The sequence below is a fragment of the Halomonas cupida genome (genome assembly GCF_900142755.1).
Lineage (GTDB): Bacteria > Pseudomonadota > Gammaproteobacteria > Pseudomonadales > Halomonadaceae > Halomonas > Halomonas cupida.
Genome location: NZ_FRCA01000005.1, coordinates 127,637 through 148,246 on the forward strand (window position 1 = coordinate 127,637; position 20,610 = coordinate 148,246).

Genomic DNA, 20,610 nt, shown 5'->3' on the forward strand with positions numbered 1-20,610 from the left:
CGAGCTACGAGCTACGAGTCGCGAGCTTCGAGCTGTTCTGTGCCCCTTGCTGCTCGTCGCTCGCAGCTCGCGGCTCCTTCAGAAAATGGTCGTCGGGTTGCGCAGGGTGTCGCGGCTGGCGACTGCCGTTGCACGGCTCTCGGTGGCACCCGACAACGGGCCCATGGTATTCATCACCGCAATCAGCTTGGCGGCGTAGGCCGGGTCCGTGGCATAACCGCCACGCTGCAGCGCCTGGGCAGCGGCAGCGGCATCCGGTGCCGTGGTCACGCTGGCATAGCGCGGATTGCCACTGATCAGGCCAGCATAGTCAGTGAAGGCTTCCTCGAAGGAACCGTAGACCCGGAAGTCGTCCTCAACGCGATAGCGCTGACCATTGACCACTTCATGGGTGGTAATGCGAGTGGTGGGGCCCTGCCAGGAAGCCCCCGCCTTGATACCGAACAGGTTGTAGCTGTTGCCCCCGCTCTGGGTGGCAATCTCGCGCCGTCCCCAGCCAGTCTCCAGTGCCGCCTGGGCAAGAATCAGCTCGGCAGGTACTCCGGAGGCGCGACTGGCCGCCCGAGCCGGCTCTCCCAACCGCGCCACGAACTCATGCACATGCACAGGCGCCTCACCGGCTTCGGCTCCGGCGATGCGTGAGCTGGCCTGCTGCTGGCTCATTCCCTCGGCAACCGCACCCAGTTCATCAAGGAAGGAATCCGGCACAGGCACTTCTGCAGTGTCGGGCAGATCATTGCGCAGAGCGTTATCCAATGGGCGTGGCGTGCCCCGTGGGATACCGGCGATCAGCTGTTCGACCTGGTCGGCCCTGGCACTGGCCTGGGGGGCTCCCAACTGCGATAGCAATTGATCGGCCAGACCAATGCCGCGGCTGGCCATGGTCTGCGACCATTGCTTGTCGAGCAGCGACTGATAGAACTGGCTCTCCCGTGAGTCGGTCAACCCAGAGCTCGGCGAGGCATCGCGCATGCTCTTCATCATCATGTCGATGAACATCGCCTCGAACTGGCGCGCCGCCTCTTCCGCCGCCGCGCCCTCACCTTTATGGGCGCTGGTCTTGAGTCGCTGCAGCCCCTGCATATCGAGGGCAAAACCGGCGTGCCCAGTCGACCCCGTGGCCAGGGTGGCTCCGCTGAGGGCGCTCGCCGACAGACCGGAGCCCAGGCTATTCGACACACTCATCAGATGATCTCCAGTTCCGCACGCAACGAGCCTGCTGCCTTGAGCGCCTCGAGAATCGACATCAGGTCATTGGGCGTGGCCCCCAGGGCATTGAGCGCATCGACAACATCCAGCAGGCTGGCGCCCTCCACGACATGCAGTGCTCCCTCTTCCTCATCGATGGAGATATCCGAGTCCGGTACCACTGTGGTTTCGCCATCACTGAACGGTGCCGGCTGACTGACTCCGAATGCGGTATCGATGGTGATCGACAGGTTGCCGTGTGCCACTGCAGCACGCCGCAAGGTAACCGCGCCATTGAGCACAATGGAGCCCGTCCGTGAATTGAGTACCACCCGTGCCGGAGCCGGCATCGGAGACACCTGAACACTCTCGACCCGCGCCATGAAGTTGACCCTGGAGTTGGCATTGGTCGGCCCATTAAGGGCAATCAACCCGCCATTGACCGCCGAGGCCACGGGAAAGGCGAACTCGGAATTGATGGCATCCACTACCCGCTGTGCAGTGCCGAAATCGGCATTGTCCAGCTGTAGCTCAAGCACTCCATCACGGTCGCCCAGCGCCAGCGGAACCGTCTGCTCAACCATGGCACCACCGGCGATGCGACCGCTGGCCTGGTGACTGGTCTGAACACTACTACCGGCGGACTGGGCACTGGCCCCGTTGATCAACATATTGCCCTGGGCCAGCGCATAGACATCGCCATCGGCACCCTTGAGCGGTGTCATCAGCAGGGTCCCGCCACGCAGGCTGCGCGCATTGCCCACCGAGGACACCACTACATCGAGACGCTGGCCGGGGCGGGCAAAGGGCGGCATGTCAGCCGTGACCATCACCGCAGCAATATTGCGCAACTGCATGTTGGTGCCCGGTGGCACGGTGATCCCCAACTGCGACAGCATATTGTTGAGGCTCTGACCGGTGAACGGCGCCTGCATGGTCTGGTCACCAGTGCCATCCAGGCCCACCACCAGACCGTATCCGACCAGTTGGTTGTCGCGCACCCCGGCGAAGGATGCCAGATCGCGCACCTGCTCCGCCCTGGCGAGCTGCGAGAACAGCATCAGAAAGACCAGCAACACCAGCATGACCGAGCCGAGTACCAGAATGGGGCTTTGGTTGATCCGATTGCGCATGACGTACCCCAGAAGATCAGAACGGTGAGATATTGAGGAAGAAGCGCTGCAGCCAGCCCATGTACTGCGCCTCATTGATATAGCCATCACCGACATACTCGATGCGCGCATCGGCCACCGCCGTGGACGGTACAGTGTTCAGAGCGGTGATAGTGCGCGGGTTGACGACCCCGCCGAAACGGATGAACTCGGTCCCCTGATTGATGGCAATCTGCTTCTCGCCACGCACACGCAAGTTACCGTTGTTCATCACCTCGACCACCGACACCGTGATGGTTCCAGTGAAGGTGTTGTTGGCCCGCGACCCTCCCCCACCTTCGAAATCACTGCTGCCCTCAAGCTCGAAGTTGTAGTCCACCAGATCCTCGAGGCCCTTGGGTGCCTGAGTCACGGTCAGACTGCTACCACCTTTACGGTCGGCATTGGAGTGAGAGTTCTTGCTGGCACTGACCTGTTCGTCGAGCACAATGGTCAGAATATCGCCTACATAGCGCGGCCGCCGATCCTCGAACAACGGCTGATAGCCGCGTGTCTTCTGGAAGATCGAGCCATTGGGCAACGGCTCGGGACGATCAGCGATCACGATCTGCTCCTGCTCCCCCACCACCGATGCCTTGGGTATCTGGGCACAGCCTGCCAATGACGACAGCACCATCACTCCCAGCAGAACCAGCCAACGGAAGGAGCGAAAGAATGGGGAACAAGCAGACATGAACGTCTCCGCAGCAATCCTGAGATCAGGAGTAGGTGGTCAAACATGAGTGAATTTTGAAGCAGCGATTGATCAAGAAACGTTGGAGAGAGGAGACATCAAGTGACGCTCCCGTCCCGAGGCCTGTCTGAAAAGTCGACGAGCGCAGGCACTTTTCAGGCCGGGCCTATAGCTGTGCCAACCGCGCCAACATCTCATCACTGGTCTGCACCGCCTTGCTGTTGATCTCGTAGGCACGCTGGGTCTCGATCATGTTGACCATTTCCTCGACCACATTGACGTTGGAGGTCTCGACATAACCCTGCATCAGTCGGCCTGCACCATCCATGCCCGGCATGCCCATATTGGCCGGACCGGAAGAGGCGGTTTCCACATACAGATTGCCGCCGATGGACTGCAGGCCGGTGGGATTGATGAAGGTGCTCAGGGTGAGCTGACCGACTTCATTGGTAGCGCTGGTGCCCGGCTCCGTCACCGACACGATGCCATCCTCACCAACGCTCACCGACAGCGCGTTGTCAGGAATGATGATCGCCGGCTCCACCGGATAACCATTGGCAGTGACCATCTGTCCATTCTCGTCGAGTTGGAAGCTGCCATCCCGGGTATAGGCGTAACTGCCGTCCGGCATCACCACCTGGAAGAAGCCCTTGCCGTTGATCGCCAGATCCCGCGAGTTCTCGGTGGCCTGCAGACTACCTTGGGTATGCAGGCGCTCGGTAGCCACCGGACGTACCCCGGTACCTACCTGCATCCCGGAGGGTAGGCGGTCCTGCACATTGTTCTGGGCGCCTGGCTGGCGCAGATTCTGATACAGCAGATCCTCGAACACCGCCCGCGACTGCTTGAAGCCGTTGGTCGAGACGTTGGCAAGGTTGTTGGAAATCACATCCAGCTTGACCTGCTGGGATTCCAGACCGGTCTTGGCCGTCCACAGTGACTTGATCATCAGGGGTTCCTTATCAGCTCAGCGACAGCAGGCTATTGGCCTGCTGGGCACTTTCGTCGGCGGTGGTGATCATGCGTGTCTGCAGCTCGTAACGTCGGGCCACATCGATCATCTGCACCATCGAGTCCACGGCGTTGACATTACTGCCTTCCAGCGCACCACTCACGATGCGCACCTGCTCCGAAGCAGGCAGTGGTGGGGCGTCGCCATTGGCACCGGCAGGCCCGCGAAACAGGCCATCGGCTCCACGCACCAGGCCGGCATCGCCGGGTTCGACCAGCTTGAGGCGCCCGATCTGGGCCAGCGCATCAGGCCCCTGACCCTTACCGATACCGCTGATGGTGCCGTCCGCGCCCATGAACAGCTCGGCCTCGAGAGGGACCTGAATAGGGCCGCCTTCGCCGATCACCGGGCGGCCGTTGGACATCAACAGGCCATTGCCATCGACCTGCAGGTCGCCACGACGGGTATAGGCCTCGCTGCCATCCTCGGCCTGGACAGCGAGAAAGCCCTCGCCATCGATAGCCACATCGAGCGTGCGGCCCGTCCGCGTAATGGGGCCGGGAGTATAGTCCGAGCCCGGCGTCGAAGCTGCCACCGACACACGGGTATCCAGTCGCGCCTCGCCCTGCACCGGCACCGCCCGCATGGCGTGAAGCTGGGCGCGAAAGCCGGTGGTGGAGACATTGGCCAGGTTGTGGCTGACCACCGCCTGCTGTTCGAGGGTCTGGCTTGCACCACTCATCGCGGTATAGAGCAATCGATCCATGGCTCGGGCATCCTCAAGTCATCAGTGATCAGCGCAGATTGATGGCGGTCTGCAGCACTTCATCCTGGGTCTTGATGGTCTGCGAGTTGGCCTGATAGGCCCGCTGGGTGACGATCATGTTGACCAGTTCGCGGGACATGTCGACGTTGGAGGTTTCCACTGTGCCGGACTCGATACCGCCCAGCATGCCGGTGCCGGGGGCGCCGACCATCTCCTGGCCGGAGGCGTCGGTAGCCACCCAGGCATTGTCGCCGGTGGGCTTGAGGCCTTCCGGGTTGCGGAAGTTGGCCAGAGCGATCTGACCCGCCGGACGAGACTGCTCGTTGGCGTAGTTGCGCATCACCGTGCCATCGTCCTGGATGGAGATTCCCACCAGGGCGCCGGAGGTGTAGCCATTCTGGGTCAGCGAGCTGGTGCTGGCGTTATTGCCGAACTGGGTAGAGCCGGTGATATCCAGTGTCATGCTCAGATCGGCGGGAGCGCCGTCCAGGTAGTCCGCACTGGCAAAGTTCAGTTGGAACTTGCCATCCGCCGGAGCGACCAACTGACCGTTCTGATCGAACTGCAGGTCCATGGGCTGATCCAGCACCTTGCCATCCATGGCTGCCGTGGCCTGCCAGGTATTGGGGCCGGTCTTCTCGTAATAGACGGTGACGTTGCGCGGGTTGCCCAGCGAGTCATAGGAGGTGAAGTTGTTGGAGTAGTGATAGTCCACATCCACCTTGTTGCCGGCGGTGTCGGACAGGGTCATATTATTGAGATCCTCTCCAGCTACCGTACGAGCATCAAGGTTGAAGGTAGTCTTGACATCAGTGGTGGCACTGGCCGGCATCTCGTCGGCGTCGATCTGCAGCACCTGGGGCTGACCTCCGACCTGCACATTGCCCTGTGCGTCCACGCCATAACCCATCACCCGTGCACCGGCAGCGTTCTGCAGATAGCCATCCGGCGTCAGGGTCAACTGACCATTGCGCGAGTAGACCACCTGCCCGTTCTGTTCCATGCGGAAGAAGCCCTGGCCGCTGATCCCCAGATCCAGCGGACGGTTGGTGGCTTCGAGGTTGCCGGAATTGAAGTTCTGCAATACCGCCGAAACCCGCGTACCCAGACCCACCTGGGAGTTGGCGAAGACATCGGCAAACTGCGCGCTACCGCTCTTGTAACCGACAGTCTGAGAGTTGGCGATATTGTTGCCGAGTACGTCGAGGCTATTGGCCGCCGCATTCAGGCCGCTCAGTGCTTGTGAAAAACCCATTGGTCATTCTCCTGTGGATGGCTTCCCTGCAATTTTTCTTGCCGACCTGGCCCGAACCGTCGAGAACGGACCCGGCCTGAACATCAAGGGCCTGCAGGGGCTCGGATTTCCGGCATTGGCTATGTCTATCGATGTTGCAGTCTTTCGTTCGCTTCAGGGCTAGAGAATCTGGCGCACTTCATCCAGGCTCACCTGGCCGTATACCGCGCCCAGATCGAGCATGATGTCGCCATTGGCATCCGCCGGGGTGACCCCCCCGACGATGGCGTAGTTGAGGGCAGTAACATCCACCTTCTTGCCTTCGGCGCCAGTTGCCTCGATCGTGACCTTGTAGGCACCATCTGCAGCAGCGGTGGTTCCATCCGCGGTCATGCCGTCCCACTGGAACGAATCGACACCCGCCGACGCCGGACCCAGGTCATAGCTGTTGACGACCTCACCGGCGTCATTGGTGATGGTGACCGTGACATCAGCCGCCGGCTCTTTCAGTTCGATACCGAAAGGCGTGGTGACGGTCTGGCCATCCTCGGTGGTGGTGACCAGCACACGATCGCCCGGAACCAGCACGCCCTCACCGATCATCTGAGCGGCCTGTATCGCCTTCCCGGCATTGATCTGGTCATTGATCACTGCCATCGAGGCATTGAGGTCCTCGATACCGGCCACGGTGTTGATCTGAGCCAACTGCGAGGTCATCTCGCTGTTGTCCATCGGGTTGAGCGGATCCTGGTTCTGCAACTGCGTCACCAGCAATGTCATGAAGTTGTTACTCAGCTCATCGGAGGCCTTGCTGGCACTGGCGCTGGCCGTGGCCGCGTTGACGCCGGTGGTAACGCTGGAATCAATGGTGTTGGCCATCTCTAGGCTTCTCCGATGGTGAGGGTCTTGAGCATCAGTTGCTTGCTGGTATTCATGACTTCGACGTTGGCCTGATAGGAGCGCGAGGCCGAGATCATGTTGACCATCTCGGCCACCGGGTCGACGTTGGGCATCTCGACATAGCCCTGCTCATTGGCAAGCGGGTGTTCAGGGCGATATTCCAGACGCAGCGGAGATGGGTCCTCGACCACCTCAGTGACTGCCACACCGCCAATGCCGCTGCGCGACGTGGACCGTGCCTCGAACATCACCTGACGCGCGCGATAGGTCTCGCCATCCGGCCCAGCCACGCTGTCGGCGTTGGCCAGATTGCTGGCGGTGACGTTCATGCGCTGGGATTGCGCACTCATGGCCGAGGATGAAATATCGAAGATCGAAAACATGGACATGCTGGGATTCCTGGTTATCACTGCCTGTCGAGCGAGTGCCACTGCCGACGCTGATATCAGCGCTCCGGCTGCATGGCCTGCTTGAGGCCCTGGATGCGGCTGTTGAGGATTGTCAGCGCCGCCTGGTAACGCACCGAGTTGTCGGCGAAGTCACTGCGTTCACGATCCATGTCGACCGTATTGCCATCCAGGCTCGGCTGTTCGGGCACGCGATACAGCAGGTGCCGGGCATCGAACATCGAGGCGGCCCCCTCGCCCGCCAGATGCTGGCTGGAAGTGCGAGCCAGCTTCAGCCCCGGCTGCATGCTCCCGCGGGTGGCATCTTCCAGAGCGCGACTGAAATCCATGTCACGAGCCTTGTACCCCGGCGTATCGGCATTGGCGATATTGCTCGCCAATACCTTCTGGCGCTCCTGACGCAATGCTAGGGCCTGCTGGTGAAAGGCAAGTGAAGCCTCGAGCTGGTCAAGCATCCCGGTGCTCTCCAATGGCTGTTCTGGAAATGACGAGTTGTCGACCATGGAGACTAGCCAGGAGCCTGTCACGATAAAGCGAGAAACAACCCGCTTTCCTGGTGTCATTTCCACCGATGGCCTGAGCACACCAGCGCTAGACTCGCCACAGGCTCTGTACGAAAGTGCCTGGTGGTAATCCCCAAAGGTGCTTGTCTGGTGTTCTCCTACACCTTCCTGCCATTCCTGTCGCAAGGGGTTCGTGCAAGCGAACCGGCTGCCGGGCACTTTCGTACAGATCGCCTTCGCCACCGCCAACACTCGTCCGGGACAGCTCTCCACCATGACCAGAGCACTGAAGGAATACCTGAAGCCAGCCCTGATCCTGCTGTCGCTGTGCGTCAGTCAGGCATGGGGTCTCAGCCAGGTACAGGGGAGCGACAACGTGGCCCGCGCGGATGACAACACTTCCAGCGTGACTCGGGTGCAGCAGTTCCTGTTCGAGCAACTGGTGGACTCCGGTATTGCACCGGACAACATCGGGATCAACGTCTTCCCCCCCGCGGTGTCTCTCGACAGCTGTCAGCAGGCCGAGCCCTTTCTGCCCCGGGATGACACTCGTCTGATGGGCCGGGTATCGGTTGGCCTGCGCTGCGACACCGATGGGAACCGTGTGCGCTATCTGCAGGCCGAACTGCATGTCTATGGTGAGCGTGTTATTGCTGCGCGCGACATCAACCCCGGTGAAATGATTCAAGCCGACATGCTGGCCACCGAGCGAGTCGACCTGAGCCGCTTGCCGGCACAGACACTGACCGATATTGACGCTGCCATCGGCCAGCAGGCACGTCGGCCTCTGCGCCAGGGGCAAAGTCTATCGGAGCAGGTGCTGAGCGCACCGCAACTGGTCCAGCGCGGCCAGCTGGTCAGTATCGAGGCCCTCGGACAGGGTTTTCGCATTCGCCGCCAGGGGGAAGCCCTGGACAACGGCGCGCAGGGCGACACGGTACGAGTTCGAACACAAAACAGGGAAATCGTGGAGGCTCAGGTAGCAGGCCCCGGTGTACTGACGGTGACTTTCTGAAGTCGGGTGAGAGGTTCGGTTAAAGTGAGAGATTTGGTTAAAGTCGTTCTTCAAATTGCCGATACTTGAAGTAACACCTTTTCAGAGCATCCCGGGAAGAGCCCCCGGCACATGAGGCAAGGCCCATGAAAATCGATTCCCAGACTCCATTGACCCGCCCATCACCCGCCGACGCCACCCGAGAGCCCCGTGCTGTCGAGGGTGGAGCCTCGGTGGACAACACCGCCGCCAGCCCCTCGAGCATGACCCACCTCAGCAGCGGCATCAACGACAGCCGTCAGGATGTGGACATGCAGCGCGTGGCAGAGATTCGCGACGCCATTCGCGAGGGTCGACTCGAGATCAACCCCGAGCGCATCGCCGATGGACTGATCGAGAGCGTGCGCGACATGCTGGGGCAGGACATACCAGGACAGGAAAAGGGTCAATGAGCCTGAAGCAACTACTCGACGAACAGCACTCACGACTCGGTGAGTTGCTGGCCCTGCTGGAACAGGAGCAGTCATGCCTGATCAAGGGCAAGGTCGATGGTGAGCATCTGCAACAACTGGCGGCCAGCAAGGCCGCTCTGCAGCAGGTCCTCGCCGACACGGAGCACAGGCGCCACCAGGTTCAGTTGCGTCTTGGTTACGAAGACAATCGCGCCGGAGCTCGCCGGGCCTCCCTCGATGCCGGATGTGCCGAACTCTGGGACCAGCTATGCCAGCGCGCCGAGCAGGTCGCCCGCGCCAATCGCCGCAGTGGCGAGGTCCTGCACCTGCGCATGGATCAGAACAGGCAGATCCTCGAACAGATCCACCGCCTGGCCCAACCCAGCGTCTACTCCGCCAACGGCCGCGCGCCGCTGCAGAGCCCACGCCTCAACGCTTCTGCCTGAGAGGAGCAGCTCATCAACAATGACACTGGTCGCAAGCATGACCGAGACGGCCCCTACATCTGACGTAGCGGACGAGTACTGCTCCTGACCATTGGTACCACCGGCAACCGAATGTGTTGCGGCTGCGTTGCCGCATCATGAATCTGGGTCATCAACAGCTCCGTGGCCCGTGCGATCATATCGTCCACTGGCTGTGCCAGACTGGTCAGAGAGTGGCTGGGCCACGCTGCCATCGGCACATCATCGAAGCCGATCACCGAGAGATCCTTCGGTATCGACAGGCAGAACTCATGTCTTGCCGCTTCCATGACGGCCAGAGCCATCAGGTCGTTGGCCGAGAAGATGGCATCCGGTGGCTCACTGGAGGACAGCAGTCGGCGAGTCGCCAGCAGCGCATCATCGTAGCGATAGTTGCCGACCTCCCGATGATGCAGCTCAGCACCTCCGTCTGCCAGGCCCGCAAGGAAGCCATCGCGACGCTGATCACTGGTAGACGTCCCCTCAAGCCCAGCAAGCCAGGCAAATCGGCGATGTCCACAGCGAATCAGATGCTGGGCCGCCCAATAGCCACCATGAAAGTTGTCGCAGCTGACTTGACTGACACCGTCATAGGCCACGGTTCTATTGATGATGACAGTCGGAATCCCCAGGTCGGTCAGCATTGATGCCTGCTCGGCATCCAGGGTAATGGCCAGCATCAGTACGCCTTCCACCTGACTGCGAATGAGTCCGTCGATCACATCGCTGATACTGTCGCCAGGTGACGCAGCAAATAGTTGCAGGAAATATCCCTGGTCCTGAAAGAATCGTGATGCTCTTTCCAGAAGCGTGGAGTAGAACGGGTTTTCCAGACTATGGAACACCACCGCCACCGTCCGACTTGATCGCGTGATCAGCGAGCGGGCGATCGAGTTGGGCCGATAGCCCAACTCCCTGGCCGCCTTGAGGACCTTCTGCCGCGTTGCCTCGGACACACTGGCCTGCGGAGAAAAGCAGCGGCTGACTGCCGATTGCGAGACACCAGCCAGTCTGGCGACGTCCCTTGAAGTCACGCCTCTCTTCTTCATGCTGTCCTCACGATAACCGCCATGGTCCCTCCGCCCCCAACCCTTCTGCTACCTCAAGGACGCGGCCATCGTATTGTCCCATGTATGCCGGGGTGGCTCCTACCTATGGCCCCGTTCAGAATGCTACCTTGTCGGCACCTTTCAACTGCAACAGGGTGCGCGCATCATCAGGCGTGGCCACACTCAGCGCCAGGGATTCCAGCATCTGTCGTGCCTGACCAACCTGAGTGGCATTACTCTCGGCCAGACGCCCCGGTCCGGCCCAGAGAGAGTCCTCCAGACCAACGCGCACATGACCACCCATGGCCGCCGATTGCGCGGCAATACGCATCTGATTGCTGCCAGCCCCGAGCACCGACCACTCATACTCGTTACCGAACAGGCGGTCAGCGGTACGTCGCATATGGATGACATCCTCGGGATGCGGCCCAATGCCTCCCAGTATGCCGAAGACACTCTGTACGAACACCTTGCCGGTAATCACGCCTCGATCACGCAGGTTCTTCAGGCTATACAGATGACCGATGTCATAACACTCACATTCAAATCGAGTGCCATTGGCAGCCCCGAGGGTCATGATCTTCTCGATGTCGGCAAAGGTGTTCTTGAACACCAGGTCACGACTGTTTGCCAGGTGCTCTCGCTCCCAGGCGTGGGTGAACTCGGTGAACCGGTCGAGCATCGGGAACAGTCCGAAGTTCATCGACCCCATATTCATCGAGGCGAGCTCCGGCTGGAACTCGATGGCCGGTCGCATACGCTCTTCCACCGTCATGTGCGGGCTACCACCGGTGGTCAGATTGATGACCGCATTCGTGGCCTCCTTGATCTGTGGTAGAAAGCGCTCGAAAACCTTCGGATCCTGTGTCGGTCTACCGGTTTCCGGGTCACGAGCATGCAGGTGAAGAATCGCCGCACCGGCTTCTGCCGCCGCAATCGATGCCTCGATGATTTCTTCCGGGGTCACCGGGAGATGAGGCGACATCGATGGGGTATGAATTGCGCCGGTGATGGCACAGGTAATGATGGCCTTGCGTTGGGTCGCCATGGACAGGTCCTCGGGTCATGAAGATTCAAGTAGATGACGGCGCAATGCCATCAAGCGTCGGTCACGCCATTGCTGGCGCGCATCCAGATCAGCAATCGGCAGTAGCTGACGGCGCTCCACCTGCAACTGATCAAGCAGGTCGTTATCCCAGGGCGCAGGCTCCTGACGCTGGGCATCGATATCACGGTAGAGCGGCCCGTAACGTTGGCCATAGTCCTTGATGCCAGCGGGAGCATTGAGATCGATGGTTTCCAGTGGTCCCATGAAGGCCCAACGCAGGCCGAGCCCGAAGCGCATGGTTCGATCGAGGTCATCGACGGATACCACGCCATCACGATAAAGGCGCAGGGCTTCATTGAGCAGCGCTCCCTGTAGCCGATTGAGCACGAACCCCTGGGTTTCCTGCCTGACCAGAATCGGCTGTTGGCCAACCTTCGTCATCAATTGCAGGGTGGCGTCGACGCAGCTCTGGTCAGTGGTAGGTGCAGGCACTACCTCAACCAATGGAACCAATGATGGCGGATTGACCGGGTGCGCCACCAGACAGCGCTCGGGATGTCGCAGATCGCAGCCGAATTGCGACGCAGGAATACCAGAGGTCGAGCTGGCCAGCACCGTACTGGTTGACACATATTGTTCGATTTCGACCAGCAGACGGCGCTTGATGGCCAGATCCTCGGGACCGCACTCCTGTACGTAGACAACATCACGCAGTGCCGTGGTCATGTCCGCGTCAATCTTCACACGTGCGAGGACTTCGGCTGCGTTGTCCAGCAGACCTTCGGCAACCATGACCTCCAATCCCTCGGCAATCGCTCCGCGGGCACTCTGCAGCACTGTCGGGTCTGCATCATACAAACGGATCTCGTGGCCGGCGCGGGCAAATACCACCGCCCAGGCACGTCCGATCAGTCCGGCGCCAACCACTGCTACGGATTGCGTCATGACTCCTCCCGCCATCACAGGCTCTCGACGTTGCCGCAGACACTCAATGCCTGACCGCAGATATTGCTGCCTCCCGGCGCAGCCAGGAACAATGCCATGGCCGCCACATCCGTGGGCTCAACCATCTTGCGCATGGAGACACGCGAGAGGTTCTCCTTCTCCATCTCGGCATAACTGATGCCACGTTGCTGGGCACGGTCATGGATCACCTGTTCGATACGCGGACCACTCACGATACCCGGGAGAATGGCGTTGACCCGGATGCCATCGGGCCCCCATTCGCAGGCAAGGCTTCTTGTCAGGCCCACCACTGCCCACTTGCTTGCGGCATAGGGCGTGCGATAGGCAAAACCCAGACGGCCGGCCACCGAGGCTAGATTGATCAACAGTCCCCGGGACTCGCGGAGGCCCCGAGCAGCACGGTGTGCCACGTAGTACTGCCCATTGAGGTTGATATCGATGGTTTGACGCCAGGCATCCCCATCGATCTCCTCAATGGCCGCCGTGGGCCCTGCGATTCCTGCGTTGTTGACGACCACATCCAACCCACCAAGCTGTTCTGCATCAGTGAACAGGCGATCCACCTGGGCCTCATCGCTGACGTCAGCCAGCGTCGAACTGATGCCCGGAGGTAGGGCCGCCAGAGCCTGCTCATCAACATCGCAGACATGCACACGAGCGCCGGCCTGAAGAAAGGCATGAGCCATTGCCAGACCTATGCCATTCGCTCCAGCGGTGACCATGACACGGAGGCCCGCACGGGGAACCAGGCTTTCAACAACGTTCATCGGAATATCCTTCTGGAAAATCTCATCTGGTTACGATCTCAACAGTTATCTCAACGTCGGCAACCAGGTCGAGAGGGAGGGCAACACACTGATCAACAGCAGATTGATCAGTACCAGAGCAACGAAGGGAAGGATCGACCAGGTCAATCGAGCCACTCCCACACGGGCAATCTGGGAGGCAACGAACAGATTGAGTCCTACAGGGGGAGTGAACATGCCCATGGCGAGGTTCACCACCATGATGATGCCGAGATGAATCGGGTCGAAACCGAAGCTCACCGCAATGGGCAGCAGGATCGGCACGAAGATCAGGATGGCCGCCGCAGCCTCGATGAACATGCCGGCAATCAGCAACAACAGGTTGACCAGCAGGATGAACACCAGCGGACTATCGATGGCACCGATCACGAAGTCCGATATCATGCTGGGCACTCTGAGGCTCTGCAGAATACGGCCATAAAGCCCAGCAGCTCCGATGATACTCAGCACCACCGCCGTCATGACGGCGGCTTCCTGAAAGATACCGGGCAGATCACGCCAGCGAATCTCGCGATATACCAGAGTCCCTACCACGAAGGAGTAGGCCACTGCGACAACCGCCGCTTCCGTCGGTGTGAAGATCCCGCCATAAATGCCGCCGAGAATGATCAACGGCATGAAGATGGCCAGCAATGCCTTGCGTCCGGCCGCCAGGATCTCGCCCGGTGAACTCTTCGCTTCGCCACCATGGTGGTACCGACGAGCATAGAACCAGGCGTACATCACCAACGTCATCGCCAGCATCAGTCCGGGCAACACCCCCGCAACGAACATATCGCCCACCGAAACATCTGCCGCAATCGCATAGAGAATCAGCGGGATACTAGGCGGAATAATCACGCCCAGGGCACCGGATGCCGCCTGGTTGGCCGCCGCATAATCACTGGCATAGCCTTTGGCCACCATGGCCGGAATCAGAATCGAGCCAATCGCCGCCGTGGTCGCCGCACCGGATCCAGAGATGGCAGCAAAGAACAACGAAGTGAGGATTGCGACCATGGCAAGACCACCGGTCATGTGTCCTACCAGGGTATTGGAGAAGTCCACCAGGCGGCGGGAAATTCCACCACTCTGCATCAAGTATCCAGCGAGAATGAAGAAGGGAATCGCCATCAGCGGAAAGGAGTTCACCGAGGCAATGAATTGCTGGGCCACGATCAGCATCGGCATCAGATCGCCATGCCAGACAGTTACCGCTGATGCCAGACCGAGGGAAAAGGCAATCGGCACACCGAGGATGAACAGCACCAGCAACAACACGAACAACAGCAGAGCCATCAGGATGCCTCCCCGGTGCGTGAGGCCGCATCCACTTCATCAAGTAGCAGACCCAGCGAGTTGACGACAATCACCAGTCCGCCGAGAGGAACGGCCAGGTAGGGCCACATCATGGAAACCCTGGTGCTGGGAGCGATCTGGTGAGATACCCGTTCGACCAGGTTGAATCCGTAGTGGACAAGGATCAGGGCAAAGCTCAACGAGCACAGGATGATCAGCACTCGCATGACGGTAGCCAAGCGAGGACCTGCGTACTCCAGAACAATATCGACAGAAATCAGCAAGCCCTTGCGATAGGCATATCCTGCACCGATGAAGGTCAGCCAGATCATCGCAAAGCGGGCGATCTCCTCGGAAAAGAACAGCGGTTTACCCACCACAAATCGAGCGAAGAACTGCCAGAAAATCAGTACTGTCATCACCAACAGGAGAAGTGCGAGCAACCAGCCGATAACACGGTTGAAGCCATCGATACCGAGACGCAGCGCTGATAGCGAACGATGCATATGTCACCTCTGTGGAGGCTGTGGTGCCGACAAGCCGACACCACAGATATCCATGAGTGGCCTCACCGGCCACGACTAAAGCTGGCAACCCAAAGCTCAGTGTTCGAAGTTGATGGCCGCCTCGACCAGGTCTTCACCAACAGTGGGGCCCCACTGCTCGATGACGGGCTGAACCGCTTCCTTGAATGGAGCCAGATCGGGGTGAGTCACCGTCATGCCCTTCTCCTCCAGTTGCGTCAGGTAACGCTGCTCCAACTCCTGGCTGGCGTCCCGCTGAACCGGCAGGGCCAGTGCTGCTGCCTCGAGAATGATCGCCTGATCCTCTTCGCTGAATGATTCAAAGAGATCCAGCCCCATCATCAACGGCGCTGGGGAATAGACGTGCCCTGTCAGGTTCAGATAGTCCTGAACCTCGTAGAAATTGACGTCATAGATGGTCGCCAGCGGGTTTTCCTGGCTATCCATGACCCCCTGTTGAAGTGCGGTATAGACCTCGGTCCATGCCATCGGCGTGGCATTGGCCCCCAGCGCTTCCCAGGTATCGACCTGGACACGGCTTTCCTGGGTTCGGTGGTTGATTCCCTGAAGGTCGTCAGGAGTATTGATGACGCGCACCGAGTTGGTTTCGTGGCGGAAGCCATTCTCCATCCACGCCAGAATCTTGACGTTCATCTGCTGCTCGGCCAGCTCAGCCAGTTGCTCACCGTACTCACTGTCGAGAAAGGCATAGGCATGTGCGTGATTCTCGAAAATATACGGCAGGTCGAAGAGCATGAACTGATCGACAAATCCGCCCATGGGACCTGTCGAGGTGATACCGGCATCGATGATGCCGAACCCCATGCCTTCAACAACTTCCCGCTCGGCTCCCAGGGCATTGTCATAGTGTGGCTCGATCGCCAGTCGCCCATCGGACAAGCGCTCAAGCTCCTCACCGAAGCGCAGGACACCAATACCCTGCTGGGACTCAGGCCCAAGCGGCAGGCTGACATCAATCACCCTCTCAGGGGCGGCCAGAGCATGAACGGAAGTCCCAAGAGCGAGAACCGTCAGGGCACTGGTGGACAGAAAACGAGACAAGAACATGGCGAAACTCCCGGCAGGCGGAACCCGCTCTGCACCGCGTAAAAGTTGGACATTATTGTGGTATTGCGATTGTCGATGGAGCGCAACTGATCACATGGATCAGTTCTAGTCACGTTTGCATACGTATGCAAACAATTTTGTAGAATGTGCGGAATGAATAAACATAACCAACTAATTTACATATAAATATACTTTAGTATTAGCCAATGAATACGTAGTACATAAATATTGTTTCGCGGACCAACATAGGTGCCCTGGCGGGTGCACGGGACCCGAGCTGCTGGCTGCTATGGAAGAACATCTCAACCAACTGACTTGAAAGGAAGAACACGCCCGACATCTCAAGATGCCGGGCCTTGCTATTAACATGGCAATCAAATAGCTCATCCTGATCGATTTGATTGTCGTCCGCCCCACAGGATCTGCTGGTGTGGGGCGGTGTTGGTCACGCCGGTTGGCATTGAACCGCCGGGGTACCATCCCGACCGCTCACTATGACATCGACCACCAGGCCATCATGCGATGGCCAGACGGCCCTGCCGAGCGAACCAGCTTTCCAGAGCCTCCGCGTCCAGCGCCTCGGCCATCAGATTGCCCTGGACCCGGGTCAATCCCAGCTCACGTACGGCTTCCAATTGCTCTGTGGTCTCCACGCCAACGGCGACACTTTCCAGCTTGAGCGTCTGGAGACACTGAACCAACGCGGCAACACTCTGACGCACCGACGATGGCGCCAGACTCAGGGATTGGATGGTCTCTGGTGCCACCTTACCCACCGATACCGGCAGGATCGCAAGCGTCAACAGGTCGACCGGCGAGTTGCCCAACCCATCGATGGCTACATGGACTCCCAGGGCGGTGATGCGACGCAATAGATGGGAATGTCGCTCACCATCCTCGAACAACCCACCGCCATTGATCTCCAACGTCAGCCAGTCGAGGGAGTCGTCCAACTGGCGGAGGAACACGTCCAGTGGCCGTCCGTCGAAGGCATTCTGGTCGAGCATGCGTGGATGGATATTGATGGCGACCTGCCCATCTCCCAGCGGATGTCCCCGGCCACACCAGCGACGACGCTGTTCCACTACCGTCTGCACCACCCAGCGGTCCAGTCGATCAATGAGATACATTTCCTCAGCCATCCCCACGAAAACCCGCGGCTCGATCTCACCGTGTTGCGGATGGTTCCAGCGCACCAGAGCCTCGAGACCACAGCACTCACCACTGTCGAGATCGAGTTGAGGCTGGTAGACAAGGCGGAAGTGCCTGTCAGGCTCCATCAACGCTTCCTGCAGGCTATGGCGAAACGCCTGACGCTCCTCGGTCAAACGCTGCAGGCTACCGTCAAAGAATCCATGAGTGCCGAGAGCCGTGGCCTCCAGTGCACGCTCGGCATTGGCGACCAATTGCACCGCATCCTCGCCATCCTCGGGATACATGGCAATGCCGATACGGGGTTCGATCAGCGCGGTCGCCTGTCCTGCCAGCATGAAAGGGGGCTCCAATGCCTCCAGACAACGTTCCGCCACCACGCTCAAGCCCTCTGGCGTCGCTGGCAGTTCCACCAGCACACCAAAGCGATGGCCATCCAGCTGTACCAGGCTGTCGTCACGGCGCAGTGTTGACGCCAGTCGTCGACCAGCACGGCGTGAGACGCGGGATGCCATCTCGGCCCCCTGTTGAGCAACCACCCGCGCCATCCCGCTCAACTCAACGACCATCACAGCCAGGCTCTGCCCAAGACGGTCAGCGCGCTCAAAGGCATGGTTGAGACGATCCTCGAAGACCCAGGCGCTGGCAAGGCTACCGGCTTCGGGGACGGGCAATTCCTGGAGCAGTTCGGTTTCACCGTCGAGGTCGACGAACGTCAGCAGGCAAATGCCGACATCACGTCCCTGATGGAAAGGCACACAGGACACCAACCCCGGACGCGGTTTGCTGCTGTCATCCACCGACAGCCACGCCTGTTGCCACTCCTCGCTCACTTCGAGCCCTTGAAGGTGGTCATCTTCCGACACGACATGCACAACGGGCCGCAATAGCTCATTGAGGCGCCGCCCCCCCAATTCACCTCCACTTGGGCAGGCCAGATTGATCAGCGCATCATTGGCCCAGAGCAGGCGATCCCCGGCATCCACCAATGCCATGCCAACCGGCATATGGTCGAGCACCAGCCCGGCAACGAGAACAGGATGCTGAGCGACGTTGCCTTGACCCAACGCCTGGACAATGGAAGAAGGTGATGCCGTCGAGTTCTGTTCCGTAGCCATGGTTTCTGCTCATACAGATGAAGTAATGCCCGCGCCGAATACTAGCGCCGCTCGGCAGCGATCAATCCGCCCTGGTGACGAACAAATCAGCAGCAATCCGGCAATTTCATACCTGACACAGTCAAAACAACTACAAAACCCATTTACCCGCAGCATTAAAGGTAATTGGGCTGTGCTTTTTTCAGAATGTCTGATTGGCGACAAGCCTAATCGTCGGGCCTTGACTCGCAAACCACTGGAGTCCGGAAATCGGGATAGTCTTGATCTGGATTGAGGGTTGGTGTGATCAGCGGGAAATTTCACGCCCGGATCATCCCCGGGCACGAAAACAGGCGCCCGAAGGCGCCTGTTGATTGAATCCCATGACGGGACTCCTGTTGACTGGCCGACAATCCAGGGGGTCATCCTGATCCCGCTTGATTGTCGACAGCGGCACTTCCCTGTGCCGCCATCAACCCGACAACACAGTCTGCCGGGTTGTTGGGGCGAAGCCCTTAGCGCAGCAGAGACAGTACGCCCTGCGGGACCTGATTGGCCTGGGCCAGTACGGAAGTACCGGCCTGCTGCAGGATCTGAGCGCGGGTCATGTTGGCCACTTCCACCGCGTAGTCGGCGTCTTCGATACGAGAGCGAGCCGCAGACAGGTTGGTTTCAGTCGTGCTCAGGTTGGTGATGGCAGACTCGAAGCGGTTCTGGATGGCACCGAGGTCAGAGCGCAGGGTGTCGACTGTGTTCAGCGCAGTATCCAGAGTGGCCAGCGGGCTTTCAGTCTTGGCTTCGGTCAGCTCGGTGTCCTTGGAGCTGAATTTCACCTCAGCAGCTGACGGAGTGGTGCCGCCATCCGGGCTGTCAGTGATGGCGAAGTCGTTCTCGTCGACCGCGAAGCTGACGGTATCGCCAGCAGCGTTGGTGCCCTGAACAAAGTAGTTGCCGGCCTCGTCCTTCATCAGTGCGCCGTCAGAGATGCTACCTTCGCTGTCAGTAACGGTGATGTTGGCAGTATCGATGTCCGCGCCAGTGGAATCCTTGAGGTCACCAGTGGCAACCGCAGACAGCGAGCCTTCGAAGGAGTTGACGTTGAACTTGTCGAGACCCAGTGTCTCGGCGTTGATTTCCTTCAGATTGACATTGATCTGCTCACCGTCGTTGGCACCGACCTGGATGGACAGGTCCTGATCCTTGGCCAGCACCTTGACGCCGTTGAAGCTGGTTTCCTCGGAAATACGATCGATCTCGTTGAGACGCTGGCCGATTTCCTTCTGGATGGAGTTGAGGTCCTTGGCAGAGTTGGTGCCATTCTGGGCCTGAACAGTCAGCTCACGAACACGCTGCAGGTTGTCGTTGACCTGGTTGAGGGCGCCTTCAGCAGTCTGGGCAACGGAGATACCATCGTTGGCGTTACGCTGGGCCTGGTTCAGACCGGTGACCTGAGAGGTCATGCGGTTGGCGATGGCCTGACCTGCGGCATCATCCTTGGCGCTGTTGATACGCAGACCAGAGGACAGACGCTCCATCGCAGTGGTCAGAGAGTTCTGTGAACGGTTCAGGTTCTGCTGACCGATCATGGAGGTAATGTTGGTATTGATCACTGACATGATGAATTCCTTCCCGATAAGGTTGTTGGGGCTCCATTGGCCGGCCTCTCTGGCCTGCCGCAACGGCGCCGTTGGCCGTTACCCCAGTTATCGGTGCCCGCCACAAAACCTTTAGCCTCAGATCGGAAATTTCTTTTCCAGTGGCCGTCATTTCCCCCTCAAACTGTTGTTTTTCATGAAGTCAACAGCAAGTTTTAACATCTCGAGATACGAGCAGCACATCGCCATTCCGATGACTTTTCGCCCCGAACCGCCACCAGACCTACTGTTTATATCACCCAGCTATCTCACCCAGGAACGT

At 59.5% G+C, this 20,610-nt stretch carries 21 protein-coding genes; 3 read left to right on the plus strand and 18 right to left on the minus strand.

Annotated features, from left to right (window positions below; translation table 11 throughout):
• Positions 1-78: 78 nt before the first annotated feature.
• From flgJ to flgB, 9 genes are all read right to left on the minus strand, one after another.
• Positions 79-1,185 (minus strand): flagellar assembly peptidoglycan hydrolase FlgJ, encoded by a 1,107-nt coding sequence (gene flgJ, locus BUE38_RS10790; RefSeq protein WP_174788035.1) that lies wholly within the window; start codon positions 1,183-1,185, stop codon positions 79-81.
• Complete coding sequence (locus tag BUE38_RS10795) at positions 1,185-2,273, minus strand: flagellar basal body P-ring protein FlgI (protein ID WP_174788036.1); 1,089 nt, start codon at positions 2,271-2,273, stop codon at positions 1,185-1,187. Before BUE38_RS10795 ends, flgJ begins: the two co-directional genes overlap by 1 nt.
• 64 nt (positions 2,274-2,337) lie before the next feature.
• Positions 2,338-2,976: a flagellar basal body L-ring protein FlgH gene (locus BUE38_RS10800; RefSeq protein WP_371860408.1), complete on the minus strand. Its 639-nt coding sequence runs from the start codon at positions 2,974-2,976 to the stop codon at positions 2,338-2,340.
• A 223-nt stretch (positions 2,977-3,199) separates the two neighbouring features.
• Positions 3,200-3,982, minus strand: coding sequence for a flagellar basal-body rod protein FlgG (gene flgG, locus BUE38_RS10805; RefSeq protein ID WP_073435220.1), 783 nt, complete (start codon positions 3,980-3,982; stop codon positions 3,200-3,202).
• 13 nt (positions 3,983-3,995) lie between these two features.
• A complete protein-coding gene (locus BUE38_RS10810) occupies positions 3,996-4,751 on the minus strand; it encodes a flagellar basal body rod protein FlgF (protein ID WP_073435221.1) in 756 nt (251 codons plus the stop codon).
• A gap of 28 nt (positions 4,752-4,779) precedes the next feature.
• Positions 4,780-6,006 carry a flagellar hook protein FlgE gene (gene flgE, locus BUE38_RS10815; RefSeq protein ID WP_073435222.1) on the minus strand — a complete coding sequence of 409 codons (1,227 nt, stop codon included), beginning with the start codon at positions 6,004-6,006 and terminating at the stop codon, positions 4,780-4,782.
• Between the two features lie 159 nt (positions 6,007-6,165).
• Entirely contained in the window at positions 6,166-6,864 is a 699-nt protein-coding gene (locus BUE38_RS10820) for a flagellar hook assembly protein FlgD (protein ID WP_073435223.1), read from the minus strand.
• 2 nt (positions 6,865-6,866) lie between these two features.
• The gene (gene flgC, locus BUE38_RS10825) at positions 6,867-7,274 is read right to left on the minus strand and encodes a flagellar basal body rod protein FlgC (RefSeq protein WP_073435224.1); all 408 of its coding nucleotides are present in this window, start codon (positions 7,272-7,274) and stop codon (positions 6,867-6,869) included.
• A gap of 56 nt (positions 7,275-7,330) precedes the next feature.
• Positions 7,331-7,747, minus strand: coding sequence for a flagellar basal body rod protein FlgB (gene flgB / locus BUE38_RS10830; RefSeq protein ID WP_073435225.1), 417 nt, complete (start codon positions 7,745-7,747; stop codon positions 7,331-7,333).
• 241 nt (positions 7,748-7,988) lie between these two features.
• Between flgB and flgA the strand changes: the two genes are divergently transcribed.
• The 3 genes from flgA (at position 7,989) to BUE38_RS10845 (ending at position 9,687) form a co-directional block, all read left to right on the plus strand.
• Positions 7,989-8,810 carry a flagellar basal body P-ring formation chaperone FlgA gene (gene flgA, locus BUE38_RS10835; protein ID WP_084541882.1) on the plus strand — a complete coding sequence of 274 codons (822 nt, stop codon included), beginning with the start codon at positions 7,989-7,991 and terminating at the stop codon, positions 8,808-8,810.
• Positions 8,811-8,935: 125 nt separating this feature from the next.
• On the plus strand, positions 8,936-9,241 hold the full coding sequence (gene flgM, locus BUE38_RS10840; protein ID WP_073435226.1) for a flagellar biosynthesis anti-sigma factor FlgM: 306 nt from the start codon (positions 8,936-8,938) through the stop codon (positions 9,239-9,241).
• Entirely contained in the window at positions 9,238-9,687 is a 450-nt protein-coding gene (locus BUE38_RS10845; RefSeq protein ID WP_073435227.1) for a flagella synthesis protein FlgN, read from the plus strand. Before flgM ends, BUE38_RS10845 begins: the two co-directional genes overlap by 4 nt.
• Before the next feature lie 53 nt (positions 9,688-9,740).
• Here the strand turns inward: BUE38_RS10845 and BUE38_RS10850 are convergent, their stop codons facing one another.
• From BUE38_RS10850 to BUE38_RS10890, 9 genes are all read right to left on the minus strand, one after another.
• Complete coding sequence (locus tag BUE38_RS10850; RefSeq protein WP_073435228.1) at positions 9,741-10,754, minus strand: LacI family DNA-binding transcriptional regulator; 1,014 nt, start codon at positions 10,752-10,754, stop codon at positions 9,741-9,743.
• 115 nt (positions 10,755-10,869) lie between these two features.
• Complete coding sequence (locus tag BUE38_RS10855) at positions 10,870-11,802, minus strand: 3,5-dioxohexanoate:acetyl-CoA acetone transferase (RefSeq protein WP_073435229.1); 933 nt, start codon at positions 11,800-11,802, stop codon at positions 10,870-10,872.
• 15 nt (positions 11,803-11,817) lie between these two features.
• The gene (locus BUE38_RS10860) at positions 11,818-12,747 is read right to left on the minus strand and encodes a 3-hydroxyacyl-CoA dehydrogenase (RefSeq protein ID WP_073435230.1); all 930 of its coding nucleotides are present in this window, start codon (positions 12,745-12,747) and stop codon (positions 11,818-11,820) included.
• Between the two features lie 14 nt (positions 12,748-12,761).
• Positions 12,762-13,535, minus strand: coding sequence for an SDR family oxidoreductase (locus BUE38_RS10865; protein WP_073435231.1), 774 nt, complete (start codon positions 13,533-13,535; stop codon positions 12,762-12,764).
• 45 nt (positions 13,536-13,580) lie between these two features.
• The gene (locus BUE38_RS10870; protein WP_073435232.1) at positions 13,581-14,852 is read right to left on the minus strand and encodes a TRAP transporter large permease; all 1,272 of its coding nucleotides are present in this window, start codon (positions 14,850-14,852) and stop codon (positions 13,581-13,583) included.
• Positions 14,852-15,358: a TRAP transporter small permease gene (locus tag BUE38_RS10875; RefSeq protein WP_073435233.1), complete on the minus strand. Its 507-nt coding sequence runs from the start codon at positions 15,356-15,358 to the stop codon at positions 14,852-14,854. Before BUE38_RS10875 ends, BUE38_RS10870 begins: the two co-directional genes overlap by 1 nt.
• 96 nt (positions 15,359-15,454) lie before the next feature.
• On the minus strand, positions 15,455-16,444 hold the full coding sequence (locus BUE38_RS10880; protein ID WP_073435234.1) for a DctP family TRAP transporter solute-binding subunit: 990 nt from the start codon (positions 16,442-16,444) through the stop codon (positions 15,455-15,457).
• A 515-nt stretch (positions 16,445-16,959) separates the two neighbouring features.
• On the minus strand, positions 16,960-18,714 hold the full coding sequence (locus BUE38_RS10885) for an EAL domain-containing protein (protein WP_073435235.1): 1,755 nt from the start codon (positions 18,712-18,714) through the stop codon (positions 16,960-16,962).
• 494 nt (positions 18,715-19,208) lie between these two features.
• Positions 19,209-20,309: a FliC/FljB family flagellin gene (locus BUE38_RS10890; RefSeq protein ID WP_073435236.1), complete on the minus strand. Its 1,101-nt coding sequence runs from the start codon at positions 20,307-20,309 to the stop codon at positions 19,209-19,211.
• Positions 20,310-20,610 lie beyond the last annotated feature (301 nt).